This is a genomic window from Pseudomonas sp. GW531-T4 (assembly GCF_017349615.1).
Lineage (GTDB): Bacteria > Pseudomonadota > Gammaproteobacteria > Pseudomonadales > Pseudomonadaceae > Aquipseudomonas > Aquipseudomonas chlororaphis_I.
Genome location: NZ_JACMZT010000065.1, coordinates 1 through 24478, shown reverse-complemented (window position 1 = coordinate 24478; position 24478 = coordinate 1). Strand labels below are relative to the sequence as shown.

The window sequence follows — 24478 nt, the reverse complement described above, 5'->3', positions numbered from 1 at the left end:
GTTCGGCGATGGCTTCCTTGACCAGGTCGCCGATCGACAGCAGGCCCAGCAACTGGCCGTCTTCCACCACCGGCAGGTGCCGCAGGTGGCTGTCGGTCATGATGCCCATGCAGGTTTCCACGCTCTGGTGCGAGTCCACGGTGATCACCGGCGAGCTCATGATCGCGCTGACCGGCGTGCCCACCGAGGAGCGGCCGTGCAGCACCAGCTTGCGCGCGTAGTCGCGTTCGCTGATTACCCCGACCACTTCGCCGTTCTGCATCACGGGCAGGGCGCCGACGTTCTTCTCGGCCATCAGCATCAGCGCCTCGAGCACCATCTGATGGGGCGCGATGGTGTGCACTTGCTGGTTGTGCTTGGCCTTCAACTTCAGTACTTCAGCGACGCTCTTCATGGGGCGCTCCTGTTGTTTTGCCTGGGACGGCCTGGCGCCGCCCCGCGGGGGTCTCTACAGAATCGTAGAGAGTGAACGAAGGGGCAAGGTTGAAAGCGGCGCCCACAGGAGGAAAAACGTCACTGAATCGTTTCTGCCTGGAAAGCGCCCCATCCAGGAGCGCCCTGGCGCTACTCAATGGCCGAAACGCGCCAGGGAAAACGCGCTCAAATCGATCTCGCTGCGTCCGTCCACCAGTTGCTGGGCCAGGGCTTCGCCAATCGCCGCCGAGTGCTTGAAGCCGTGGCCGGAACAGGCGCTGACCACCGTGACATTGGCCAGGCGCGGATGCTCGTCGATGATGAAGTGCGAGTCCGGGGTCACGGTGTAGGCGCAGACCGCGGACTTCACCCGTTGCGACGTGACCCCGGCGATATTGACCTGTACCAGATCGCGGTACATCGCCTCGCTCTGCGCCGCGCTGACCTGGCGGTCCAGGCTGTCCGGCGTCGAGGTCTCGCTGTACTGCTCGGTGGCGATCTTCATGCTGCCTTCGCCGGGTATCGGCGGAAAGCCGTAGCAGGTCTGCTCGTCGCTGGCGCCGTGGACGATAAAGCTCGGCGAGTGCTCGGGGAAGATCACCGGTTCCGCCAGTTGGTACCAGTACAAGGTCTGCCGGCACACCCGCAGCAACTTGTCGAACGGTGCGCCGAGCAATTGGCTGGACCACATGCCGGCACAGACCACCACCTTGGCCGCGCTGATGCGCCGGTGCTGGCTGGTGATTTGCACCAGATCCTGCTCGTTTTTGATATCCAGCACCGTCTCGCCGGTGATCAGCGTCGCGCCCAACTGGCGGGCCAGGGTCAACTGCGCATCGATGCAACGCTCCGGCCGCACATAACCGCCGCCGGGTTCGAAGTAGCCCAGGGCGCTGTCGTGGATCGGCGTGAACTGCGGGAAGCGTTGGCGGATCTGCGTGGCGTCCAGCACCTCATGCTCGATGCCGAACTGGCGAGCCAGGGCCAGGGTGTTTTCGGTGAAATCCGGCGTGGCGTCCTGGCCGCTCGGGGTGGCGCTGGAGGTCATCACCAGCACGCCGCACTGCTCGAACAACGGTTCATTCTGCTCGGCTTCCAGCTCGCGCCAGATCTGCTGCGCGCGGATCGCCAGCGGCACATAGGCCGCGCCTTCGCCCACTGCCTGGCGGGTGATGCGGGTGTCGCCATGGCTCGAACCCTGGTCGTGGGGCGGGGCAAAACGGTCGATGCCGGCCACCTTCACTCCGCGCTTGGCCAACTGGTACAGGGTCGCGGCGCCCATGGCGCCCAGGCCTACTACAACAACGTCGAACGCGGGTGTCTGCATGGCAGTGTCCTTGAAAGTGGCGGCTCAGCGGCGATTGATGTTGGCCAGGGTCATGGGCGCGATGAGCCGGTGGAACGGCGCTACCGGCAGCATGTACAGGCGCCCCAGCAGGTTGTGCGGATGGACCACGGTGGACAGCACCACCGGGCGTAGGCCCTCGGCGGTCAGCGGCAGGCGGTTGAGGGACAGGTACACGTCCAGGTGCTTGTCGCGGTCCACCACCAGCACCTCGTCGGGGGCCTGGGCAACCAGGGTGAAGATGCCGACCCGGTCGTCCGGCCGGTAATCCTCGTCCGCCCTGGTCAGGTCGATGCGTGTCAGGCGCCCCAGGTCCTTGAGGCCGAACAACTGCACCACACGGTTGCGCAGGCCCATCATCCGGTCGATCCAGGCCGGGGTCTGGCTCATCAGGTTGAGCAGGTGGCGCATGGCCGTGCGCTCGGGGTCGTTGGCCAGCACCTGGCGGCAATCGATGAAGCTCGCCCCGACCGCCAGGTTGGCAATGCTGGATTGGCTGGGCAATGGACAAGGCTGGACGGCGGTCTGCATCGATACGGTTCCCTGTAAAAGTGGCGGTGCCCGGCTGCACCGCAAGCGGCGAAAAATATCATTGTTTGTGGTTGGGGGGACCCGCTGGATGATGCCGAGCCCCTGTAGCCGCTGCCGAGCCCGCGAGGCTGCGACAAGGCCCGCAGGGCCTTCAGCGGTCTTGAGATTGTTGCGCCCCTTCGGGTCGATCGCAGCCTGCGGCAGCGGCTACACGAAGCCAGACCCCGATCCCTGTAGCCGCTGCCGAGCCCGCGAGGCTGCGACAAGGCCCGCAGGGCCTTCAGCGGTCTTGAGATTGTTGCGCCCCTTCGGGTCGATCGCAGCCTGCGGCAGCGGCTACACAAAGCCTGATCCCGCGCCGCCTGTAGCCGCTGCCGAGCCCGCGACAAGGCCCGCAGGGCCTTCATCGGTCTTGAGATTGTTGCGCCCCTTCGGGTCGATCGCAGCCTGCGGCAGCGGCTACACAAAGCCTGATGCCGCGCCCCTGTAGCCGCTGCCGAGCCCGCGAGGCTGCGACAAGGCCCGCAGGGCCTTCATCTGTCTCGAGATCGCCGCACCCTTCGGGTCGATCGCAGCCTGCGGCAGCGGCTACACAAAGCCTGATGCCGCGCCCCTGTAGCCGCTGCCGAGCCTGCGAGGCTGCGACAAGGCCCGCAGGGCCTTCAGCGGTCTTGAGATTGTTGCGCCCCTTCGGGTCGATCGCAGCCTGCGGCAGCGGCTACACAAAGCCAGACCCCGACCCTGTAGCCGCTGCCGAGCCCGCGAGGCTGCGACAAGGCCCGCAGGGCCTTCATCGGTCTCGAGATCGCCGCGCCCCTTCGGCATATACGCAGCCTGCGGCAGCGGCTACAGGGTTTTGTGCGGCCTGAAAGCAAAAAAGGCGCCCGAGGAGGGCGCCAAGGAGTCACCTGAACCGAGGGAGCCAGGCGAGCCCGTTCGCAGGGGTGTCGCGGTGGTAAGGCGCGACTGAACGGAAGAGGGCAGCGGCGCCCGCCGCGATGGCCGGGCGGGCGCGAGGTGTCATTTGCCGAGCTTGATCCGCGTCCAGCCACGGTTCATCACGCGCTGGATGGCGATCGGCTGGTCCGGCACCGCGTACAGGGTGGCGAGCACGGCTTGCGGCGGGTACGAGGCCGGGTCGTTGCGGATGGCTTCGTCCACCAGCGGCGTGGCGGCGGCGTTGGCGTTGCTGTAGCCGAGGCTGTTGGTGACCTCGGCGATGATGTCCGGGCGCATCAGGAAGTTCATGAACAGGTAGGCGTTGTCGACGTTGGCCGCGTCCTTGGGCATGGCCATCATGTCGTAGAAGCTGCCGGCGCCTTCCTTGGGAATGCTGAAGGCGACCTTCTCCTTGTTACCGGCCTCTTCGGCGCGCGAGCGGGCCTGCAGCACATCGCCAGAGTAGCCCACGGCCACGCAGATGTTGCCGTTGGCCAGGTCGGAGATGTACTTGGAGGAATGGAAGTAGGTCACCGAAGGACGGATCTTCATGAACAGCGCCTCGGCCTCGAGGATCTGCGCCTTGTCCTTGCTGGTCACCGGGTAGCCCAGGTAGTGCAGGGCGGCGGGGAGCATTTCCGTCGGCGAGTCGAGGAAGCTGATGCCGCAGGCCTTGAGCTTCTCGGCGTTCTCCGGCTTGAACAGCAGGTCCCAGGAGTTGGTCGGCGCGTCGCTACCCAGCACCGCCTTGACCTTGTCCGGGTTGTAGCCGATGCCGATCGAGCCCCACATGTAGGGGAAGGCGTGGGCGTTGCCCGGGTCGCTGGCGGCGGCGTTCTGCAGCAGCACCGGGTTGAGGTTCTTCCAGTTCGGCAGCCGCGACTTGTCCAGTTCCTGGTAGACCCCGGCCTTGATCTGCTTGGCCAAAAAGCTGTTGGAAGGCACCACGATGTCATAGCCGGACTTGCCGGTAAGCAGGCGCGCTTCCAGGGTTTCGTTGCTGTCGAAGACGTCGTAGGTGACGTGGATGCCGGTCTCGGCCTCGAACTTTTTCAGGGTGTCCGGGGCGATATAGTCCGACCAGTTGTAGACACGCAGCTCCTTGTCGTTGGCCTGGGCGCCGGTAACCAGGGCGCCCATCAGGGACAGTGATAGCAGAGTCCTGCCAAGCATTTTCATCGGTACAACTCCATTTCTTATTGTGCAGATTGCTGCATGTGGAACGTGGGGTGTCAGGTTGCACGTCTTCGCGAGCAAGCTCGCTCCTACAGGGAGGGTGCATGTCTGTAGGAGCGAGCTTGCTCGCGATCCAGGCGCCGCTGTGTGTCGTGAGCGCGACGGCCTAGGCCGTCGTCGCTTGCATGCGCTGTTGCGCAGCGGGTTGGAACGCTTCGTTGGCGGTGTATTCCATGGCTTCCTGGATCGCCCGCTTGCGGGCCGCTTCGGCGCGACGGCCGAAGTACCAGACCAGGAAGGTCACCAGCGACACCGCCAGCAGGATCAGGCTGGCCACCGCGTTGATCTCCGGTTTCACCCCGAGGCGCACCGCCGAGAACACCTCCATCGGCAAGGTGGTGGAGCCCGGGCCGGAGACGAAGCTCGCCAGCACCAGGTCGTCCAGGGACAGGGCGAAGGACATCATGCCACCGGCCGCCAGCGACGGAGCGATCATCGGGATGGTGATCAGGAAAAATACCTTCCACGGCCGCGCACCCAGGTCCATGGCCGCCTCTTCGATGGACAGGTCCAGCTCACGCAAGCGCGCGGAGACTACCACGGCCACATAGGCGGCGCAGAATGTGGTGTGGGCGATCCAGATGGTGACGATGCCACGCTCCTGCGGCCAGCCGATCATCTGCGCCATGGCCACGAACAGCAGCAACAGCGACAGGCCGGTGATCACCTCCGGCATCACCAGCGGCGCGGTGACCAGGCCACCGAACAAGGTGCGGCCCTTGAAGCGGGTGACCCGGGTCAGCACAAAGGCCGCCAGGGTGCCCAGGGCCACCGCGGCGATCGCGGTGTAGCAGGCGATCTCCAGGGAACGCACCACCGAGCCCATCAACTGCTGGTTGTCCAGCAGGCCGACGTACCACTTCACCGACCAGCCGCCCCAGACTGTCACCAGCTTGGAAGCGTTGAACGAGTAGATCACCAGGATCAGCATCGGCAGGTAAATGAACGCCAGGCCGAGCACCAGCATCAGGCTGGAAAATCCGAAACGTTTCATGCCCGTCCCTCCATCTCTTTGGCCTGGCTGCGGTTGAACAGCAGGATCGGAATAATCAGGATCGCCAGCATCACCACCGCCAGCGCGGAGGCCACCGGCCAGTCACGGTTGTTGAAGAACTCCTGCCACAGCACGCGGCCGATCATCAGGGTCTCGGGGCCGCCCAGCAGTTCGGGAATCACGAACTCGCCGACCACCGGGATGAACACCAGCATGCAACCGGCAATGATGCCGTTCTTGGCCAGGGGCACGGTGATCTTCCAGAAGTTGTTGAAGTTGCTCGAACCCAGGTCCGACGCTGCTTCCAGCAGGCTCTGGTCGTGCTTGACCAGGTTGGCGTACAGCGGCAGCACCATGAACGGCAGGTAGGCGTAGACCACCCCGATATAGACCGCGGTGTTGGTGTTGAGGATTTCGATCGGCTCCGAGGTCAGGCCGCTCCACATCAGGAAGCCGTTGAGCAAACCGTTGTTGCTGAGGATGCCCATCCAGGCATAGACGCGGATCAGGATCGCGGTCCAGGTCGGCATCATGATCAGCAGCAGCAAGACGTTCTGCGTTTCCTTGCTGGCCTTGGTGATCGCGTAGGCCATGGGGAAGCCGATCACCAGACACATCAGGGTGCTGAGCAGGGCGACTTTCAGCGAGCCGAGGTAGGCCGAGATATACAGCTCGTCACCCACCAGCAACGCGTAGTTGCCGACGTTGAGCAGCAGCTGGAATTTCTGTTCGGCGAAGCTGTAGATCTCCGAGTAGGGGGGAATGGCCAGGGCCGCTTCCGAGAAGCTGATCTTCATCACCAGGAAAAACGGCAGCATGAAGAACAGGAACAGCCAGAGGAAGGGAATGCCGATCACCAGCTTGCGACCGCTGGGCAGCACACGGGTCAAACGCTGATTGAGAGTCATGGTGGAAGTACTCATGTGCGCAGTACCACGCCGCTGTCGTCTTCCCACCAGACGTAGACCTGATCGTCCCAGGTTGGGCGGGCGCCACGGCGTTCGGCGTTGGCCATGAACGACTGGACGATCTTGCCGCCAGGCAGTTCGACGTAGAACACCGAATGCCCGCCGAGGTAGGCGATGTCATGCACCTTGCCCTGGGACCAGTTGTAGCGGTGCTCGGGCCGGGTGGTGCTGACCAGCATTTTTTCCGGGCGGATGGCGTAGGTCACCGACTTGTCCTGCACCGAGGTGCTGACGCCGTGGCCGACGTAGATCTTCTGTTCCAGCTCCGGGCAGTGGATCACCGCGTGGCCTTCCAGGTCTTCGATGACGGTGCCGTCGAAGGCGTTCACGTTGCCGATGAACTCGCAGACCATGCGGCTCACCGGGGCCTCGTAGATGTCCACCGGGCTGCCGATCTGGGCGATCCAGCCCAGGTGCATGATGGCGATGCGCTGGGCCATGGTCATGGCTTCTTCCTGGTCGTGGGTCACCATCACACAGGTCACGCCGACGCGCTCGATGATCTCCACCAGTTCCAACTGCATCTGCGAACGCAGCTTTTTATCCAGGGCGCCCATGGGTTCGTCGAGCAACAGCAGCTTCGGCCGCTTGGCCAGGGAGCGGGCCAGGGCCACGCGCTGGCGCTGGCCGCCGGACAGCTGGTGCGGTTTGCGCTTGGCGTACTGGGTCATGTGCACCAGCTTGAGCATCTCGGCCACGCGGGCATCGATCTCGGCCTTGGGAATCTTGTCCTGCTGCAGGCCGAAGGCAATGTTCTGCGCCACGGTCATGTGCGGGAACAGCGCATAGGACTGGAACATCATGTTGATCGGCCGCTCATAGGGCGGCATGTCGGTGATGTCCACGCCGTCCAGGTAGATACGCCCCTCCGTCGGTCGCTCGAAGCCCGCCAGCATGCGCAGCAGGGTGGACTTGCCGGAGCCCGAGCCACCGAGCAGGGCGAAGATCTCGCCCTGGTGAATGTCCAGGGACACATCGTCCACGGCCACGGTTTCATCGAACTTCTTGGTCACGCGGTCGACTCTCACCAGCACCTTCTGCGGTTGCGGGTGACCTTCCAGAGCCTTTCTGTACGTGCTGGAGGCGTTTGCCATGTGGAACTCCCAACAGATGTCAGTCGTCGGGCCAAAACGGCCCGGCTTAATAGATGGATGACAAACCCGTGGTGGCGGGTTTATTCGGCGCTGCCGTCCTGGCGGCCTGACGCTGGTTCTTGTTTTTCATGTTGCTGGGTGTGGCTTGAACCGCCCCAGAGGCCAAGGCGGGCGCACAAGGGCGCACCGCCGCCGGCCGGGGGCGTGGCAGTCAATTTCGCGGGTGAAGCTTTGAATCAGTGGCCGTTGCGCTGCGCCGCCCGTTGCCGGCAGGCGTCGCCGAAGGCCTGGAAGATCCGCAGGTAGACTGGGTTCGACAGCACCTGCCATTCCGGATGCCACTGCACGCCCAGGGCAAAGGCCGTGCTGTGTTCCACCGACACCGCTTCGATCAGGCCGTCCGGCGCCAGGGCCTCGGCGCGCAGGCCGGGGGCCAGGCGGTCGATGCCCTGGCTGTGGATCGAGTTGACCTGGAACTCCTGGGGCAGGTCCAGGGCCTGGAACACGCCGCCCGGTTGCACCCTGACGGCATGGGCGGGGGCGTATTGCACGGCCAGGTCCGGGTGGTCGGCCTCGCGGTGGTCGAGGTAGCCCGGCAACTCATGCACCTTCTGGTGCAGGCTGCCGCCGAAGGCCACGTTCATCTCCTGGAAGCCGCGGCAGATGCCCAGTACCGGCACGCCGGCGGCAATCGCCGCGCGCAGCAGGGGCAGGGTGGTGGCATCGCGCTGGGGATCGTGGGCGGTGCCCGGTTCGCTGGCCGGGCCCTGATAGTGGAAGGGCTCCACATTCGATGGCGAGCCGGTGAACAGCAGGCCGTCCAGGTTCTGCAGCAGAGCCTCGGTATCGATGAGGTCCGCCAGGGAAGGAATGATCAGGGGCAGGCCCTCGGCCGCGCTGCTGACAGCACGCAAGTACTTGTCGCCGCTGACGTGGTAGGGGTGCAGCCCGATCTCTTTGACGCACGCAGTAACGCCGATCAATGGCTTGAATGCCATTTTTATCACCTCGAAATTCACGCTGGAACGAGTTTTTCGAGAGCTTATCCTCGTTGATTTTAATTAACAACTTCCGTGTAAAAAATTCTAAACGTTTTTCGTCTGAAACCCGCGAGCAGCACGGGTTATGAGGTAAATAAAGATCTTGAGGCGCAAAATAATTGACGATCGGCGGCCATTTCTGGCGCTTGACTTCACTTTTCCTTTCGGATTGACTGCTGCCACGAAACCGCTTTGAACATAATAATTAACACATAGGTGCATCATGTCGGTCCCACTGCGTGCCGTTCAGCTCAACGAAGCCAACGCTTTCCTGAAGAACCATCCCGAGATCCTCTACGTCGACCTGCTGATTGCCGACATGAACGGCGTGGTGCGCGGCAAGCGCATCGAACGCACCGCCCTGCACAAGGTGTACGAGAAGGGCATCAACCTGCCGGCCTCGCTGTTCGCCCTGGACATCAATGGCTCCACCGTGGAAAGCACCGGCCTGGGCCTGGACATCGGCGATGCCGACCGCATCTGCTACCCGATCCCCGGCACCCTGAGCGTCGAGCCCTGGCAGAAGCGCCCGACCGCGCAACTGCTGATGACCATGCACGAGATCGAAGGCGAGCCGTTCTTCGCCGACCCACGCGAAGTGCTGCGGCAGGTGGTGAGTAAATTCGACGCCCTGGGCCTGACCATCTGCGCGGCCTTCGAGCTGGAGTTCTACCTGATCGACCAGGACAACGTGAACGGTCGTCCGCAGTCGCCACGCTCGCCGATTTCCGGCAAGCGTCCGCAGTCGACCCAGGTCTACCTGATCGATGACCTGGACGAATACGTCGACTGCCTGCAAGACATCCTCGAAGGCGCGAAAGAGCAGGGCATCCCCGCCGACGCCATCGTCAAGGAAAGCGCCCCGGCGCAGTTCGAGGTCAACCTGCACCACGTCTCCGACCCGATCAAGGCCTGCGACTACGCGGTGCTGCTCAAGCGCCTGGTGAAGAACATCGCCTACGACCATGAGATGGACACCACCTTCATGGCCAAGCCCTACCCGGGCCAGGCCGGTAACGGCCTGCATGTGCACATCTCGATTCTCGACAAGCAAGGCAACAACATCTTCGCCAGCGACGACCCGGAAACCAACGACGCCCTGCGCCATGCCATCGGCGGCGTGCTGGAAACCCTGCCGGCGCAGATGGCCTTCCTTTGCCCGAACGTCAACTCCTACCGCCGTTTCGGCGCGCAGTTCTACGTGCCGAACTCGCCGAGCTGGGGCATCGACAACCGCACCGTGGCCGTGCGCGTGCCGACCGGTTCGGCGGATGCGGTGCGCATCGAACACCGGGTGGCCGGCGCCGACGCCAACCCTTACCTGCTGATGGCTTCGGTACTGGCCGGTATTCACCACGGCCTGACCAACAAGATCGAGCCCGGCGCGCCGGTGGAAGGCAACTCCTACGAGCAGAACGAACAGAGCCTGCCGAGCAACCTGCGCGACGCCCTGCGGGTGCTGGACGACAGCGAGGTGATGGCCAAGTACATCGACCCGATGTACATCGACGTGTTCGTCGCCTGTAAGGAGAGCGAGCTGGCCGAGTTCGAAAACTCGATCTCCGACCTCGAATACAACTGGTACCTGCACACGGTCTGACGGCCGTTCCTTTTCCTGCGTTGAGTATTTGCCATGACTAAATCCCGCAGCGACTGGGAGCAGCGCTTCCAGTCCTTGACCCTCGAAGGGCGCGCCTTTATCGACGGCCAGTATTGCCACGCCGCCAGCGCGGCCACCTTCGAATGCATCAGCCCGGTGGACGGGCGTTTCCTGGCCAACGTCGCCAGCACCGACGAAGCCGACGCCAACCGGGCGGTGCAGGTGGCGCGCCAGGCGTTCGAGTCCGGTGTCTGGTCGCGCAAGGCCCCGGCCGAGCGCAAGCGCGTGCTGATCCGCTTCGCCGATTTGATCCTCGAGCACCAGGAAGAACTGGCGCTCCTGGAAACCCTGGACATGGGCAAGCCCATCGGCGATTCCCTGAGCATCGACGTGCCGGCCACTGCCAACGCGATCCGCTGGAGCGCCGAGGCCGTCGACAAGATCTACGACGAAGTGGCGGCCACGCCCCACGACCAACTGGGCCTGGTGACTCGCGAGGCTTCCGGCGTGGTGGCGGCCATCGTGCCGTGGAACTTCCCGCTGATCATGGCCAGCTGGAAATTCGCCCCGGCCCTGGCGGCGGGCAACTCCTTCATCCTCAAGCCATCGGAAAAGTCGCCGCTGACCGCGATCCGCATCGCCCAGCTGGCGCTGGATGCCGGCATCCCCAAAGGCGTGTTCAACGTGCTGCCGGGCTACGGCCACACCGTGGGCAAGGCCCTGGCCCTGCATATGGACGTGGACGTGCTGGCCTTCACCGGCTCCACCGCGGTGGGCAAGCAACTGCTGGTGTATTCCGGGCAGAGCAACATGAAGCGCGTGTGGCTGGAGGCGGGCGGCAAGAGCCCCAACGTGGTGTTCGCCGACGCGCCGGACCTGCGCGCGGCAGCGGAGGCGGCGGCCAGCGCCATTGCCTTCAACCAGGGCGAAGTCTGCACCGCCGGCTCGCGCCTGCTGGTGGAGCGCTCGATCCGCGACCAGTTCATTCCGCTGCTGGTGGACGCCATCAAGGCCTGGAACCCCGGGCATGCCTTGGACCCGGAGACCCGCGTCGGCGCGCTGGTGGATCAGCGTCAGCTGGACAACGTGCTGCGCTACATCGGCATCGGCAAGGAGCAGGGCGGCCAACTGCTGGCCGGCGGCGCGCGGACCCTGGAAAGCACCGGCGGGCTGTATGTCGAGCCGACGATTTTCGATGGCGTGACCAACGCCATGACCATCGCCCGCGAAGAGATCTTCGGCCCGGTGCTGTCGGTGATCAGCTTCGACACCGAGGAAGAGGCGCTGACGATCGCCAACGACAGCATCTTCGGCCTCGCCGCCGGGGTCTGGACCAGTAACCTCAGTCGCGCCCACCGCTTCGCCCGTGGCCTGCGCGCCGGCAGCGTGTGGGTCAACCAGTACGACGGCGGCGACATGACCGCGCCGTTCGGCGGCTTCAAGCAGTCGGGCAATGGTCGCGACAAATCGCTGCATGCCTTCGACAAGTACACCGAGCTGAAAGCGACCTGGATCAAGCTCTGACTCTTATAACAACGGCGGGGCTGGCTGCGGCTGGCACCTGCTGGAGAATTCGATAATGCAAACCTACGTAAACAGCTACTACGCCGCGACCCGCAACCCGACCACCGACTTTCCGGTACTGGAAGAACAGCTGGACTGCGACGTCTGTGTGATCGGCGCCGGCTACACCGGCCTGTCCTCGGCGCTGTTCCTCGCCGAGGCGGGCTACAGCGTCACCGTGCTCGAAGCGGCCAAGGTCGGCTTCGGCGCCAGCGGGCGCAACGGCGGGCAGCTGGTCAACTCCTACAGCCGCGACGTCGACGTGATCGAGTCGCGCTACGGCGAGAAAAGCGCCGAAGTGCTGGGCAGCATGATCTTCGAAGGCGCCGACATCATTCGCCAGCGCATCCAGCACTACGACATCCAGTGCGACTACCGCCCGGGTGGCATCTTCGCCGCCATGAACAAGAAGCAGCTCAAGGGCCTGGCCGAACAGAAGGCCAGCTGGGAGCGCTACGGCAACAAGAATCTGAAGCTGCTGGACCAGGCGCAGATCGCCCAGGAAGTCGGCTCCGACGCCTACGTCGGCGGCCTGCTGGACATGCAGGGCGGGCACATCCACCCGCTGAACCTGGCCCTGGGCGAAGCCAGCGCCATCATTGGCCTGGGCGGCAAGATCTTCGAGCAGTCGGCGGCGGTGGAAATCACCTACGGCGAACCGAACATCGTGCGCACCGCCAAGGGCGTGGTCCGCGCCAAGTACCTGCTGATCGCCGGCAACGCCTACCTGCAGCAAGACCTCGACCCCCGGGTGACGCGCAAGAGCATGCCGTGTGGCTCGCAGATCGTGGTCACCGAACCGCTGCCTGCACAAATGGCCCGCAGCCTGATCCGCAACAACTACTGCGTCGAAGACTGCAACTACCTGCTGGATTACTATCGCCTCACCGCCGACAACCGCCTGCTGTACGGCGGCGGCGTGGTCTACGGCGCCCGTGAGCCGAACGACATCGAACAACTGATCCGGCCGAAGATCCTCAAGACCTTCCCCCAGCTCAAGGACGTGAAGATCGACTACCGCTGGACCGGCAACTTCCTGCTGACCATGTCGCGCATGCCGCAATTCGGCCGCATCGAAAAGAACGCCTACTACATGCAGGGCTACAGCGGCCACGGCGTCACCTGCTCGCACCTGGCCGGCAAACTGATCGCCGAAATGATCCGCGGCGACGCCGAGCGCTTCGACGCCTTCGCCTCGCTACCGCACATGCCGATGATCGGCGGCCGCACCTTCCAGGCCCCGCTGACCGCCATGGGCGCGGCGTACTACGCACTGCGCGACCGTTTCGGCATCTGATCCCGATACGCTTCCTGCGTTTGCCCGCGCTTGCGCGGGCTTTTTTCAGCCCCGACCCGCCCCGAACCCGCAAACCTGTAGCCGCTGCCGCAGGCTGCGATGAGGGCCGAAGGCCCTCCCGAGGCCCGAAAAAACACCGCCGGTTTTCAACGCCTGGCACACCCTGCGGCAAGGCCAATCACCACCGTCGGCCACTGCTACAGCTCCACCCACAAACGTGATTTAATAGCCGCCTTTCAGGTTCCGGGGCCACTGGATCGGCGAACTTCGCAACTAAACTTCGCAACTAAAAGTCACCGGCCGCACTCCAACTTGCAACACCCCCCACGTACACCTCACACAAGGCTGCTATGGACACGGGCACTCGACTCAAACTCGTTCGCGAAAGCTACAAACTGTCCCAGCGCGAGCTGGCCCGGCGCAGCGGCGTGACCAACGCCACCATCTCCCTGATCGAACAGAACCGCGTCAGCCCCTCCGTCAGCTCCCTGAAAAAGCTGCTCGAAGGCATCCCCATGTCCCTGGCGGACTTCTTCACCTTCGACCAGCCCCCGCGCGAACACCAATACGTCTTCCGCGCCAACGAACAACCCGACCTCGGCCGCGACGGCGCCCGCCTGCTGCTGATCGGCGCCGCCCTGCCAACCCGCCAGATGCGCTTCCTGCGCGAACAATACGCCCCCGGCGCCAGCTCCGGCGACGAACCCATAGTGCACAGCGAAGGGGAGGAGTGCGGCCTCGTGACCCGTGGCACCGTGGAGTTGACGGTGGACGGGCAGGTGAGCGTGTTGAACCCGGGGGATGGGTATTATTTTCCGACCACCTTGCCGCATAAATTTCGGAATATTGGGCAGGATGAGGCGGAGATTATTAGTGCGAATACGCCGGCGAATTTTTGAGCTGGGTATCTCCATTTTTTCTCAGTTCAGAACGCCCCCCGTTTTCGAATAAGAGGGGCGTTGTAGCGGAGTTACTTTGATTTTTGAGGGCTCCCTTTCCCATGGTAGTTTCTATGCTTTTTACGGCGCCCCTGAAATGGAGCTCTATCACTTTTTTGATCGATGGCTTTCAGCTGACTTCCAACATCCAATGCTTTAGCTATACCTGGATTAAGAAATAGTTCCGCTCCAAATTTAACTCGAGGTGCAATATTGTTTAGTGTTCGCTCTCTATAAGCCCAGTGGAAGAAGTTGTTTCCGAGCTCCGTGATCTCTCTGTATCCAATTACGTTAACGTCATAAAAAAGTTGTAAAAGTGTTTCTTCGTCCTTGAGGTACATTGGGGCATTGAAATCTTCACCTCCAGCCCACTCCTTAAAAGCCTTAAATGCAGCTGAAAACTGAGCAGCACTGAATCTCTGCTTTCCATCTAAAAATTGGAAGAACTTTATGTATTTTGTAAAATCCTCTTGTGTCATATAGAAGGCAGCGTAGTTTCTAACTTCGCCAAGGAGGTATTCTGAGAATTTCTTTGAGAGTTGAGGTGCGCTTATTATGTTTTCAGAGAATGTGTCATTGGAGCCTTTTCCATTGTTTATTTCAAGGTCTCGGGCGATTTTAACAAATGTTAAAAAATCTCTTGGCTTGTGGAATGTGGTTTTAATTAGGTGTTTGAAAACTTTGCTAGGTTCTTTGGGGGTGTTGAAGTAGTGTTCCCAGCTGGCGCCGGTCAATCTTTTTGAGTTTTGCTGGCTTGATAGGAATTTGTCGCAAAGTTCATAGATTTTAGCGTCTTTATGCTCATCGTCCGTAGTGGACCAATCCAAGAGAATGGAGTTGTCCTGTATTCTGGAGTTTGAGTTATAGAGATTTAACGAGTTTAAAACATCGGGCCTGACGAGCAGGCAAATTTTTATTCTACCTTTGGAGTCCCGTATTCCAGAAAAAAAGTCAGTATTTAGCTGCCATACCGCTTCGCCTAGTCCCTTAATACACTCAATGTATTCTCGATAATTTATCTGTTCTGGACGATAGTCGATCCCATCGATGTATAGTGCATGGTTCTTGGTTATTGATAGATCGGAAAGCGCTTCTTTAAAACTCTGTTCTAGATCTAATAAATGATGCCTTATAATGCTGTTTTTTTCTGTCTCAGCCACTTTTCCGCCAAGATTTCCTTTGAGCCCAGAGGACTGTGCTTCAATCCCGAAAGCTAGCTCGTTTAATGCCTCAAAGGCTGTTTCTATTTCAGGGTTTAGGGCGTTTTTGCTCCATTTTGATATTTCGCCCTCAAGCTTTTTAAATTTTCCAGTGAACCTATGAAGCCCCTTTTTAGATTTTTCAATAATCATCTGGCTGATAATGAAGAGTAGCATTGATCGCCAAATATTTGCGTAGTCACTAAAAGCTAGTTTGTTCTCTTTTTTCATCTGAATGAAACGTTTGTACTGAGTTTCAGTCATAGAGGTTAGCTTGCTGACATTGTCTGTATCAGGGTTGTTTTCTAGGTAGACAGCATATGCTGTTTTTCCGGCACCTTTTTCACCTATCAAAAAATAGGTGTCCGGATCCTTACATTTTTCTAGATCGTTTGTACGCAAAAATATTTTGGAGAAAAATTCTTTGTGGTTTCTTCCTTTGTAATTATATGCGTCGTTTTTTGGCTCTTTAAGTTTCTGAATCTCAGTCCAGTGATCTACCATGCCTTGATCCTTCAATTTGCTTTGTATGTAAATCTGTTTGAGAGATGCTGGGGTGGATGATGGCACAGAGCTATTTTGTATGCAATTATGACTTTGTTGTAGTGATCGACTTATTTCTACATCGCCCCAATGGACGCTTGGTGGGGTAGGGCTGGTGCCTTGTCGTGGTATTGTTGAATGAATAGGTGTTTGCCCGCTGCGGGGGGTAGGTAAAGTTATTTGGTTTTGGTTAATAGTGATCATAGGGTTTTGTATTCTTTTCATTTTTTGTAACGATAGAGCGATTTGTTTTTTCCTCCATAGATGTTGTTCACTTGCTAGCATTCCTATCGCAATTCGATAACTGGTCATCGCGGGCCAAAAACTATGTGCATAGCGCCTCATTCAACAACCGATTCTCTATTCGGTTGGATGACGGAGGCAGGGCTTGAATACTCATGGAGCTTCACCAATGACCCGCACAGAAATTTGCAACCTCGTTCCACTCACCCGCAACGACACCGACCGCCCCGTCCTCTACCTGGACGCCAACGCCTCACTCTCCGATCTCTACACCTGCGCCCAACAACGCATCGGCGCTGCCCGTAATCTGCTGGAAATCCTCGATTGCGCTTCTGGCGCTCAAGATGTCGCTCAGATCCGTTTTGCCATCGGCCTGTTGCTTAGCGACGGCTGTGATCTGTTGCGTACCCTGGGCGATAAGTCTCAGGCGCTGAACGCTTAATCCGACAAGCAACGACCGGGCAGTGCAGGCCCGGTCGTAACCTGCGTTGTCGGAAGAAAGCTAGGACGAGGCGCGTTAGTCATCGACAAGTAAACTGGCGTTCATAATTTTTCAGATGTTCCTTACAGATCATCTCCAACCGCATGCAGTAACGTCCCGAAGCCAGCTGCAAATGGTATTCGCCCCCATGACGGGGGCTTTTTATGCACGGAACAAGGACGGAGCATGATTTCTTCTGCACGATTGGGTGACAAGCATGTCTGCCCAATGCCCGGTCACGGCATTACCCCGATTGCTTCTGCCAGTGCTGACGCCCATATCAATTTCATGGGTGCCGCTCGTGTCGGTGACACTTGCGGTTGCGGTGCAGTCATCACCACGGGCTTTCCCTCGATCCTGATCAATTATCGCCCCTTGGCTCATGTGGGCAGCCCCACCAGCCACGGTGGAACGATCATCACTGGATCAGGTGATACCTTCGGCGGGTTCGTGATGGGAGCTGCACCAGGGGCAGCCATTATCAACTTCGCAGCGCTAGGGGCATTCCGGCCAGATGGCTCTGTAGATGATGAGAAGATGGCTACTCTGCTGGCTGATCCGAACCTCACAGAAAAGGCCGTTGCTGCAAATGCTCTGGTAGATCCCGGCGATTCGTCCAAAACACAGGATACGGGGGCAGCGGAGCCGGTTGTATGTAACCATCCCGACCAGATGGAGCAACTGGCCACCTACATCGCTGACGAGATGAATCGCAATATTCACGACCCGGCTGTGTTGAAGATGAGAAATCTTATTGACTACGATCCCGAGGTTGCGGCGAAGCGGTTCACAGAGCTACCGCTGTTTGCGCGCCTAGGCGGACGGCCAAACTTTGGCGATATTGCAAAAGCCCGGAAAGCTGCGGCAGCGGCGATCTGGACTAAAAAAGTGGGTCAGAATCAAGAGTGGGACCATAAGCCCAAGTTGAAAGCGCTGTTTAACGGCACCTTCTGGCACAAGCAAGGGAAGTACATGTACTTCTACGATATTTGGTCGAATATCCATTACGGGTATGTTGGAATTATTGGCGGACTATCCGAAAGCGTGCTGCTGGATGGCGCAGGAGCTGAACAGATTGTCTCGGACACCCTAAGGAAGGGGGAGGAGTGGGTCAAAAAGCCGCAAAAGGATTGGAGACTCCCCGGCCCCCACCCAACAGCCAACCCATGGACAGAGTTGCGATCATGGGACGACGTTGCCGATAGGGTGGCGATCAGTATCGGTGTGAAGCTCGCCAACCATCACCCCAACGGAGGGATAACAGTGAAGAGGGTCATGGACGAAGTACTAGCAGTACCGCCAGAAAACTGGGGAGAAGGGATTGACGACCACAAATGCGAGTAAGGGACGATCTGGATGCGCCTGGCTGCTATTCATTCCGTTACTACCGGTATTGTTTTTTATAGGGCAGACCATTCTTGAGCCGACAGTAACCGTTCACTACGCCGAAAACGGCAAGGAAGAGCTGAAGTACATCTGGAACGTGCAGCACCGGATATATAAAGGACGGATGCAACCCGGAGGCGGAACATCAGATAACGGCTTTATATTTCCAGACGAAGACTTTTTCATGCAGTTGGATTGGTGGAGCGAAAAGGGCCGCCACCATTGCGTCAGCATCACCCCAAAATGGCCGAACACCCATATCTATCTCGACCTGAATGGGAACATCGACACAGAGAAAGGCGTTGGGACTGATGAGGACCGATTGGATCAGTGCAAAGGAGACTGGGCAAAGCCATAAGACGATACTCCCAACCGGGCAGTGCAAGCCCGGTCGTGACTTGGATAGGGGCATCGGGAGCAGCGGAGGTTGAGCTTACTTTCTTTTGCATTCCTCAAGCTCGTCTTGGTTTTTTAATGTTGTAGTTATACCTAGCCGATACTTGCAGTACTGGATAACCAACTGCCGTTCCGTATCACTTAACGCACTCAGTTTTTTGTCATCTGATTCATACGCGAAAATATTTTCAAATTTCATCTGAAATGTCGGGCTTTTCTTGATGAAAAATACTTTTTCCGGGGAGGCGTCTTCCATCTTTTCATAGAAGCCGATGTAGAGGGCCGCGACGAGGAAGATCGAGAAAATGATAAATAGTGATTTCATGATGAAGGTGGCCGTAATAGTTTGGTCTTGATTCGAAGGTTTCTCACCAACCCCAGCCCAATGTTTCGAGGGCAACTCGTTCAGTCATCAGCCCCTGGTGCCGCCGGGGCGTCTTGAGGCTGGGCCCGATAGGTTTTGTAGATCTGCTGGACTTGCGGGTTATCCAGGCTCTCGTAGGTGATGTCTTCTTTGTCGAGTCCATCCAGGCCGCGAATGCCGCCGATCATCTGTGGCCACTCGTCACGGCTTGTTATGGTCGTCACGAAAGGTTTCAGGTAGTTGTCGAGGTGTCCCTGGAAAGGCGCTCGGATCTCGTCGCTCAGTGCTTGCAGGTAGTCATCTTTGTTCGTTCTGGACCAATTGATGGCGAATCCGGCCCGGTAGCATAGCTCCATGAAAATTGGATTCTTTGACTTCGACAGGGTCTTTGAGGCGTTGATGATTTCGAAGATAGCCGGCCGCTTCGAAGTCACCGAAAGGATCGAAGCTCATGCGCTAAGTTTCTTTTTGGCCTGCCTCTTTTCCTGGAGATAGCGTTCCTGAAATGCAAGGGTTTGCGTCTTGCTGAGCACGCCTTTCTTTTTCAGATTGACCAGCAATCGCTCAATGCTATCCAGCTCGACCGAGTCGCCGGCCAGGCGGGTGATGGTGACAGCCATGCAACTCATGCTGTCAGGCTCAGTGGTGACCTTGTGAGCCTTGGCAAGCTTGCGAACTTCACTGGCAACGCCAGCAGTGGCGGTTTTGCTCATCAAATAACCCTCCATTAGCCGTCAAATCATCGCATCAACGCCTGCTTGTTTACGTCTGCGCCGAGCTTGCGACCGCCTCGATTTGTTACGCGGTTAAGAGGCATTAGGGAAGGGGAGCCGAGCGGCTTACCTGGAAGCCCTGGCAGCGTGGCTGGTGGGGGTGTCGCCGCGCAGTCGTGCCTGAGATCAGGCTATGTGAAATCCTACTGATCGATCAAAACAAAAGCCCCGACAAGTCGGGGCCTTTTGCTTTAAGCCGCTGCCGCCAGCTCAGTTCGTGCAAGTAAGCCGTGAATATTTCGGCGGATCGAGCAGAATCCCCGGGGTCATGAAGGTCGAGCAGTTGAACACGCGGCCCTTGGCGGTGGTGGCCTTGAAGTTCAGTTCCGCGCCGCCGAGAAAGTCTTCTTTGCTTTTGGTGACGGGCCCCATGGTGAGTTCGTCGGTCGAGGCCAGGCCAATGGTTTCCGAGGTGACCTTGTGTATTTGCAAGACATTGGGAGTGGTCGAGCAACCCGCCAAGGTACCCGCCAGAAGCAGTAACGCGGGGGCAAAGATGTAGTTTTTGTTCATGGCATATTTTCCTTAATAGTGTTTCGCCCTGGTTATCCTCGATCCTCGACAGGGGGCACGTCGGAAGACGTAAAGCAGGGGATTCTGACCAGCCACCCCCTCTTGAATCTGACTCGGTAGAGTGACTCATTTCAGCATGGCGCCTGGGGCGCGCCTATAGGTCATATGTGCTATTCAGGAGGCCTTCCCAAGCCCGCGCCACTCCTCGGCGCTGTACAACCCTCGCCCGCAAATAATAAAATGAGAAGCATTATCATTAATGCGGATCTGACATGCACGACGACAGCTTTGCCTCGCCCGTCGCCCGGTTGTATGCGAACCATCACGGCTGGCTTCGGGGCTGGTTGCATCGACGGTTGGGGCACAGTGCCGATGCCGAGGACCTGGCTCACGACACCTTTGTCCGGGTGATGCGCTCGCAGGAGGATGTGCGTGAGTTACGCCAGCCCATGGCGTTTCTCGCGACCATTGCCAATGGCTTGCTGATCAATCGCTGGCGGCGCCAGGCGATCGAGCGGGCTTACCTGGAGGCCCTGGCGGCGCGGCCGGTGGCCGAGGAACCGTCGCCGGAAGAGCGGCACTTGATGATCGAAACCCTGTTACAGCTGGATTCGCTGCTGGTGGGCTTGTCGTCGCGGGTGCGGCAGATTTTCTTTTTGTCCCAGCTCGATGGCCTGACCTACCCGCAGATCGCCGCGCGGTTGAGCCTGAGCGTGGCCCAGGTGCAGCGGGCCATGGGCAAGGCGTTCAGTGTCTGTTACGCGAGCCGTTTTGAATGAGTGGCACTGTGGTCAACCCGCGGGTGCGGGACAGTGCCATCGACTGGATGGTCCGGGCGCAGTCCGGGCTGATGAGTGCCGCCGAGCACCAGGCTTTGCAGCAATGGCGGCAGGCGAGCGCCGAGCATGAATATGCCTGGCAGCGGGTCAGCAGTTTGCCGCTGTTGCTGCAGCCCGGGGCCAATCTGTTGGCCGATGCCACGGCGCGCCGGGCACTGGAGTCGGCCGGGGCCGATCCGCAGCGGCGTCGACAGGTGCTCAAGTGCCTGCTCGCCCTGGGGCTGCTCGGCGGGGTTTCCTGGCAGGGCGCGGATTCCACCCTGCTGCGTTCGGCCCTGGCGACTTACCGCACCAGTATCGGCGAGCGTCGGCGCTGGGCCCTGGCGGACGGCGGCTCGCTGTGGCTGAACACCGCCAGCGCGGTGAACCTGGAGCTGACCCAGCAACGGGGCAGGGTGCAATTGATCGAGGGCGAGATGGCGCTGGATGCGCGGGCCGAATCGCCGGCTGTGCAACTGCTGACCCCGGACGCGGTGCTGTACGGCCGTGGCGCCCATCTGCTGGTGCGCCACGATCGGCAGGGCACCCAGGTGACGGTGCTGCGCGGTCTGGTGCAGGTCAGTGCGCGGCGCCATTTAGTGCCGGTGCCGCTGGAGGCTGGTTGGCAAACCCGGGTCGATAGCCAGGGCGTGAGGGCGCCGAGCCGCGTCGATCCGTTTATGGCCCAGGCCTGGCTGCGGGGCATCTTGCCGGCCGAACGCATGCGCCTGGACACATTGCTGGCTGAACTCTCGCGCTACCGCCCGGGCATTTTGCGTTGCAGCGCAGAGGTCGCGGCCTTGCGCGTGACCGGCAGTTTCCAGCTGGACGACACCGATGCCGCGTTGGCGCTGGTGGCCAGTACGTTGCCGGTGCGCATCGAGCGACGAACCCGTTATTGGGTGACCGTGGTGCCGGCCTGAAACTTTTTTTCCCCGGGGCGATAGTTTTTTCGATCTGGCTTGGCCTTCAGGTATGACCCACTGGGACAGGTGGGTGCCAACCCCTAGGAGCCTTGCATGATTTTCCCCGCCCGAGCCTTGTGTACCCGTACCTTTGGCCTGCTTTTCCTCAGCCTGCAGCCGCTCTGTGGCGCGGCCGTGTTCGCGGCTGGCGAGCGCCAGCACTACAGCATCGACGCCGGCCCGCTGGACCAGGCGCTGTCGCGTTTCGGCGTGCAGGCGGGCATCAATATGGCGGGCAGCGCCACGCTGACGGAGGGCAAGCGCAGTCAGGGCCTGCAAGGCGATTTCAGCACCGAGGCGGGCCTGGCGCGGTTGCTGGCGGGAACCGGCCTGGGCTATCAGCGCCAGGTGGACGGCAGCTTCGAGTTGTATCGGGCGGGCGGGGAGATGGTGCTGCCATCGCAGAAAGTCGTTGGCGAAGACCTTGAGCAGAAGGAGGTGTATTCGGCGCCGCGATCCTCGCTGTATATCTCCGGTGAGGACATGCAGCGCTTTGGCGTGATCTCGGTCGGCGACCTGCTCAAGGGCCAGCCTGGGATCCAGGTCGGCGACAGCCGCAACGGCGGTGGACTGGATGTGAACATCCGCGGCATCCAGGGCCAGAGCCGGGTGGCGGTGACCGTCGACGGTTCGCAACAGGCACTGGATGTCTATCGCGGTTATGCCGGCACCCAGCAACGCAGCTACATCGACCCGGACCTGATCAGCGACATCGCCATCGACAAGGGCCCGAGCCTGACCTCCAGCGCCATCGGCGGCACGGTGAAGATGCGCACCCTCGGCGTCGAGGACATCCTGCAGGACGGCAAGAACATCGGCCTGCGCTTGAAGGGCGATCTGTGGAACAACGGCATCGCTCCCGCCTCGCGCGACAGCCATTCGATGACCGAGGAGCTGTTCTCGGAGCCGCACCAGAGCCGTGGCGGCCTGTTCGGTTCGAAGGCTGAGTCCGGCAGTGCCGCGTTCGCCTATAGCCATGAATTCTTCGATGTGGTGGCGGCCTATGCCCACCGCAACCAGGGCAACTATTTCGCCGGCAAGAAGGGCCAGGACCGCTATCGCACCTACGACCGTTACGGCGGTGAAGAGATGACGGTGGCCACCACCTATAACGCCGGTGAGGAAGTGCTGAACTCCTCTTCGCAGACCGAATCCTTCCTGCTCAAGACCACCCTGCGTCCGGCGGACGGCCACAGCTTCGACCTGGGCTACCGCCGCTACGACGGGCGCATCGGCGAGATCATGCCGTCGGACATTTTCCGTTTCGGCACCGGCGGCATCTATCAGTACCCACTGGGCCATACCAAGATCGACACCTACACCGCGCGCTACCACTACCTGCCCGACGGCAATCCGCTGGTGGACCTGACGGCCAGCCTGTGGATGACCGACGCGCAGACCAGCCAGCTGACCTCGGTGGCGGCACCGGCTTCGCAAGCCTATCGCTCGGATCGCAGCTGGAGCCGCCAGGCCGACCGCCGCATTGGTGGCGACCTGGCCAACACCTCGCACATGCAGAGCGACTATGGCGATTTCAAGCTGGACCTGGGCGGCTCGTTCCAGGTCGAGGACCTGCGGCCGCAAAAAAGCGTGGTCACCACTCAGCACGACATCAATGCCAACCGCATGCTGCGCGAAGGGGAGCGGCAGGAGTTCAGCCTGAACGGCAAGCTCGAGTACAAACCGATCGACAGCCTGACACTGTGGGGCGGCGGTCGTTATACCTACTACCGCACCCAGGATAAGGTCGCCCATGCGACGGCGCGCCGGGAGGAGCGCGACTTGCGTTACCTGAGCGTTTCCAACGAGCAAAGCTACGGCAACATGCTGTGGTTCCCGGACTCGAACGGGCAGTACACCGACGCCACCGACCCACGGTTGAACAACGGCATCGTCTTCAACAACACCAACTATCCGTTCGAGGGCATCCGCTACAACGACTTCGGCGCGACCGACTCGACGGTTTATCCGTCCGAGGTTGGCGAGGTGGTCAGCGGTTATGACTATTCCGCAAAGAACCGCGACAGTGGCGGCGCCTTCGCCCCGGCCTTCGGCATCAACCTCGAGGTGGCGCCGGACACCTTTGTCTATGCCTCCTACACCCAGGGCCTGCGCATGCCCTCGCTGTTCGAAACCAGCCAGGGCGTGTTGCAGACCACGCCGGGCAAGGGCCTGAAGCCCGAGCGCTCCAGCAGTTGGGAAATCGGCGCCAGCACGATGCACAAAGGCCTGCTGCTGGACAACGACTCGGCGGCGATCAAGCTGGCCTACTTCAACAACAGCATCAAGAACTACATCACCCGCTACTACGACCCGAGCCCGGGCCTGATGGGGCAGATGCGCTTCAGCAATACCGACAGCTACAAGACCAGCGGCCTGGAGCTGCAATCGCACTACGACGCCGGAAGGGTGTTCGCGGACTTTTCGTCCACCTACTACCTGAAGACCGAAACCTGCGACTCGGCCTTCGCCGCGCGGCTGCGGGCCAGCAGCAATCGCTATCGGGACCTGAGCAACACGCCGGACTGTACGCCGGGCAGCTTCATGGGCTCGTACTCCAACACCCAGAACCCGCCACGCTTCTCGGCGAACCTGACCTCGGGCCTGCGCTTCTTCGACCAAGCCCTGACCCTTGGCGGGCGCGCCACCTACAGCTCCGGCCCGACGGTCAAGGCCGACGAGAACTGGCAGACCGGCGCCACCACACCGCAGCTGGTCTACCGCGAGGTGGCGCTGTTCGACCTGTTCCTCAACTACAAGTTGAAGGAACACACTCAACTCAGCGTGTCGCTGCAGAACCTGACCGATCGCTACTACCTGGACCCGCTGGCACAGAGC

At 60.4% G+C, this 24478-nt stretch carries 22 protein-coding genes and 1 pseudogene; 10 read left to right on the top strand and 13 right to left on the bottom strand.

What is annotated here, in order from left to right; all coding sequences use genetic code 11:
* From J4D28_RS29165 to J4D28_RS29130, 8 genes are all read right to left on the bottom strand, one after another.
* On the bottom strand, positions 1-394 hold a 394-nt coding region (locus J4D28_RS29165), incomplete at its 3' end, for a CBS domain-containing protein (RefSeq protein ID WP_207246508.1).
* A gap of 174 nt (positions 395-568) precedes the next feature.
* Positions 569-1741 carry an N-methyl-L-tryptophan oxidase gene (gene solA, locus J4D28_RS29160; RefSeq protein ID WP_103331853.1) on the bottom strand — a complete coding sequence of 391 codons (1173 nt, stop codon included), beginning with the start codon at positions 1739-1741 and terminating at the stop codon, positions 569-571.
* 24 nt (positions 1742-1765) lie between these two features.
* Positions 1766-2290 carry a DUF2867 domain-containing protein gene (locus J4D28_RS29155; protein WP_103331854.1) on the bottom strand — a complete coding sequence of 175 codons (525 nt, stop codon included), beginning with the start codon at positions 2288-2290 and terminating at the stop codon, positions 1766-1768.
* A 1020-nt stretch (positions 2291-3310) separates the two neighbouring features.
* Positions 3311-4408, bottom strand: coding sequence for a polyamine ABC transporter substrate-binding protein (locus J4D28_RS29150; protein WP_009048282.1), 1098 nt, complete (start codon positions 4406-4408; stop codon positions 3311-3313).
* Positions 4409-4571: 163 nt separating this feature from the next.
* A complete protein-coding gene (locus J4D28_RS29145; RefSeq protein WP_009048283.1) occupies positions 4572-5459 on the bottom strand; it encodes an ABC transporter permease subunit in 888 nt (295 codons plus the stop codon).
* Positions 5456-6337, bottom strand: a complete 882-nt coding sequence (locus J4D28_RS29140) for an ABC transporter permease subunit (protein WP_162235127.1) — start codon at positions 6335-6337, stop codon at positions 5456-5458. The genes J4D28_RS29145 and J4D28_RS29140 overlap by 4 nt, the downstream gene beginning before the upstream one ends.
* Positions 6338-6378: 41 nt before the next feature.
* Positions 6379-7521: an ABC transporter ATP-binding protein gene (locus tag J4D28_RS29135; RefSeq protein ID WP_009048285.1), complete on the bottom strand. Its 1143-nt coding sequence runs from the start codon at positions 7519-7521 to the stop codon at positions 6379-6381.
* 236 nt (positions 7522-7757) lie between these two features.
* The gene (locus tag J4D28_RS29130; RefSeq protein WP_009048286.1) at positions 7758-8519 is read right to left on the bottom strand and encodes a gamma-glutamyl-gamma-aminobutyrate hydrolase family protein; all 762 of its coding nucleotides are present in this window, start codon (positions 8517-8519) and stop codon (positions 7758-7760) included.
* A gap of 265 nt (positions 8520-8784) precedes the next feature.
* On the opposite strand from J4D28_RS29130, the gene J4D28_RS29125 reads away from it, so the two are divergent.
* From J4D28_RS29125 to J4D28_RS29110, 4 genes are all read left to right on the top strand, one after another.
* Entirely contained in the window at positions 8785-10161 is a 1377-nt protein-coding gene (locus tag J4D28_RS29125; protein ID WP_009048287.1) for a glutamine synthetase family protein, read from the top strand.
* Positions 10162-10194: 33 nt separating this feature from the next.
* Entirely contained in the window at positions 10195-11685 is a 1491-nt protein-coding gene (locus J4D28_RS29120; protein WP_103331855.1) for an aldehyde dehydrogenase, read from the top strand.
* Between the two features lie 55 nt (positions 11686-11740).
* Positions 11741-13021 (top strand): FAD-binding oxidoreductase, encoded by a 1281-nt coding sequence (locus J4D28_RS29115; RefSeq protein WP_174248196.1) that lies wholly within the window; start codon positions 11741-11743, stop codon positions 13019-13021.
* A gap of 350 nt (positions 13022-13371) precedes the next feature.
* Positions 13372-13920: a cupin domain-containing protein gene (locus J4D28_RS29110; protein ID WP_009043206.1), complete on the top strand. Its 549-nt coding sequence runs from the start codon at positions 13372-13374 to the stop codon at positions 13918-13920.
* Between the two features lie 71 nt (positions 13921-13991).
* On the opposite strand, the gene J4D28_RS29105 is transcribed toward J4D28_RS29110, so the two are convergent.
* Positions 13992-15662 carry a P-loop ATPase, Sll1717 family gene (locus tag J4D28_RS29105; RefSeq protein WP_103331857.1) on the bottom strand — a complete coding sequence of 557 codons (1671 nt, stop codon included), beginning with the start codon at positions 15660-15662 and terminating at the stop codon, positions 13992-13994.
* Positions 15663-16113: 451 nt separating this feature from the next.
* On the opposite strand from J4D28_RS29105, the gene J4D28_RS29100 reads away from it, so the two are divergent.
* The 3 genes from J4D28_RS29100 (at position 16114) to J4D28_RS29090 (ending at position 18169) form a co-directional block, all read left to right on the top strand.
* The gene (locus J4D28_RS29100) at positions 16114-16386 is read left to right on the top strand and encodes a hypothetical protein (protein ID WP_103331858.1); all 273 of its coding nucleotides are present in this window, start codon (positions 16114-16116) and stop codon (positions 16384-16386) included.
* A gap of 225 nt (positions 16387-16611) precedes the next feature.
* Positions 16612-17769, top strand: a complete 1158-nt coding sequence (locus tag J4D28_RS29095) for a polymorphic toxin type 44 domain-containing protein (protein WP_103331859.1) — start codon at positions 16612-16614, stop codon at positions 17767-17769.
* Entirely contained in the window at positions 17747-18169 is a 423-nt protein-coding gene (locus tag J4D28_RS29090; RefSeq protein ID WP_236643444.1) for a hypothetical protein, read from the top strand. The genes J4D28_RS29095 and J4D28_RS29090 overlap by 23 nt, the downstream gene beginning before the upstream one ends.
* Positions 18170-18612: 443 nt before the next feature.
* On the opposite strand, the pseudogene J4D28_RS29085 reads toward J4D28_RS29090, so the two are convergent.
* From J4D28_RS29085 to J4D28_RS29075, 4 genes and pseudogenes are all read right to left on the bottom strand, one after another.
* Positions 18613-18933: pseudogene (locus tag J4D28_RS29085) on the bottom strand (cell filamentation protein Fic); the annotation flags it as partial.
* The gene (locus tag J4D28_RS30815; protein WP_371920955.1) at positions 18869-19024 is read right to left on the bottom strand and encodes a hypothetical protein; all 156 of its coding nucleotides are present in this window, start codon (positions 19022-19024) and stop codon (positions 18869-18871) included. The pseudogene J4D28_RS29085 and the gene J4D28_RS30815, both read right to left, overlap by 65 nt.
* The gene (locus J4D28_RS29080) at positions 19021-19284 is read right to left on the bottom strand and encodes a hypothetical protein (RefSeq protein ID WP_023968791.1); all 264 of its coding nucleotides are present in this window, start codon (positions 19282-19284) and stop codon (positions 19021-19023) included. Before J4D28_RS29080 ends, J4D28_RS30815 begins: the two co-directional genes overlap by 4 nt.
* A gap of 270 nt (positions 19285-19554) precedes the next feature.
* Positions 19555-19857, bottom strand: coding sequence for a hypothetical protein (locus J4D28_RS29075; protein WP_009048294.1), 303 nt, complete (start codon positions 19855-19857; stop codon positions 19555-19557).
* 272 nt (positions 19858-20129) lie between these two features.
* Here J4D28_RS29075 and J4D28_RS29070 point away from each other — a divergent pair, with 272 nt between their 5' ends.
* From J4D28_RS29070 to J4D28_RS29060, 3 genes are all read left to right on the top strand, one after another.
* The gene (locus J4D28_RS29070) at positions 20130-20636 is read left to right on the top strand and encodes a sigma-70 family RNA polymerase sigma factor (RefSeq protein ID WP_009048295.1); all 507 of its coding nucleotides are present in this window, start codon (positions 20130-20132) and stop codon (positions 20634-20636) included.
* Positions 20633-21598, top strand: a complete 966-nt coding sequence (locus J4D28_RS29065; RefSeq protein ID WP_103331860.1) for a FecR domain-containing protein — start codon at positions 20633-20635, stop codon at positions 21596-21598. Before J4D28_RS29070 ends, J4D28_RS29065 begins: the two co-directional genes overlap by 4 nt.
* Before the next feature lie 96 nt (positions 21599-21694).
* Positions 21695-24478: TonB-dependent receptor (locus tag J4D28_RS29060; protein WP_207246507.1), on the top strand; the 2784-nt coding region annotated here is incomplete at its 3' end.

Excerpts from the sequence above, each read along its gene's own strand:
- solA (WP_103331853.1), bottom strand. The coding sequence starts at position 1,741 with ATGCAGACACCCGCGTTCGACGTTGTTGTAGTAGGCCTGGGCGCCATG.
- J4D28_RS29155 (WP_103331854.1), bottom strand. The coding sequence starts at position 2,290 with ATGCAGACCGCCGTCCAGCCTTGTCCATTGCCCAGCCAATCCAGCATT.
- J4D28_RS29150 (WP_009048282.1), bottom strand. The coding sequence starts at position 4,408 with ATGAAAATGCTTGGCAGGACTCTGCTATCACTGTCCCTGATGGGCGCC.
- J4D28_RS29145 (WP_009048283.1), bottom strand. The coding sequence starts at position 5,459 with ATGAAACGTTTCGGATTTTCCAGCCTGATGCTGGTGCTCGGCCTGGCG.
- J4D28_RS29135 (WP_009048285.1), bottom strand. The coding sequence starts at position 7,521 with ATGGCAAACGCCTCCAGCACGTACAGAAAGGCTCTGGAAGGTCACCCG.
- J4D28_RS29130 (WP_009048286.1), bottom strand. The coding sequence starts at position 8,519 with ATGGCATTCAAGCCATTGATCGGCGTTACTGCGTGCGTCAAAGAGATC.
- J4D28_RS29125 (WP_009048287.1), top strand. The coding sequence starts at position 8,785 with ATGTCGGTCCCACTGCGTGCCGTTCAGCTCAACGAAGCCAACGCTTTC.
- J4D28_RS29120 (WP_103331855.1), top strand. The coding sequence starts at position 10,195 with ATGACTAAATCCCGCAGCGACTGGGAGCAGCGCTTCCAGTCCTTGACC.
- J4D28_RS29115 (WP_174248196.1), top strand. The coding sequence starts at position 11,741 with ATGCAAACCTACGTAAACAGCTACTACGCCGCGACCCGCAACCCGACC.
- J4D28_RS29110 (WP_009043206.1), top strand. The coding sequence starts at position 13,372 with ATGGACACGGGCACTCGACTCAAACTCGTTCGCGAAAGCTACAAACTG.
- J4D28_RS29105 (WP_103331857.1), bottom strand. The coding sequence starts at position 15,662 with ATGGTAGATCACTGGACTGAGATTCAGAAACTTAAAGAGCCAAAAAAC.
- J4D28_RS29100 (WP_103331858.1), top strand. The coding sequence starts at position 16,114 with ATGACCCGCACAGAAATTTGCAACCTCGTTCCACTCACCCGCAACGAC.
- J4D28_RS29095 (WP_103331859.1), top strand. The coding sequence starts at position 16,612 with ATGATTTCTTCTGCACGATTGGGTGACAAGCATGTCTGCCCAATGCCC.
- J4D28_RS30815 (WP_371920955.1), bottom strand. The coding sequence starts at position 19,024 with ATGAGCTTCGATCCTTTCGGTGACTTCGAAGCGGCCGGCTATCTTCGA.
- J4D28_RS29080 (WP_023968791.1), bottom strand. The coding sequence starts at position 19,284 with ATGAGCAAAACCGCCACTGCTGGCGTTGCCAGTGAAGTTCGCAAGCTT.
- J4D28_RS29075 (WP_009048294.1), bottom strand. The coding sequence starts at position 19,857 with ATGAACAAAAACTACATCTTTGCCCCCGCGTTACTGCTTCTGGCGGGT.
- J4D28_RS29070 (WP_009048295.1), top strand. The coding sequence starts at position 20,130 with ATGCACGACGACAGCTTTGCCTCGCCCGTCGCCCGGTTGTATGCGAAC.
- J4D28_RS29065 (WP_103331860.1), top strand. The coding sequence starts at position 20,633 with ATGAGTGGCACTGTGGTCAACCCGCGGGTGCGGGACAGTGCCATCGAC.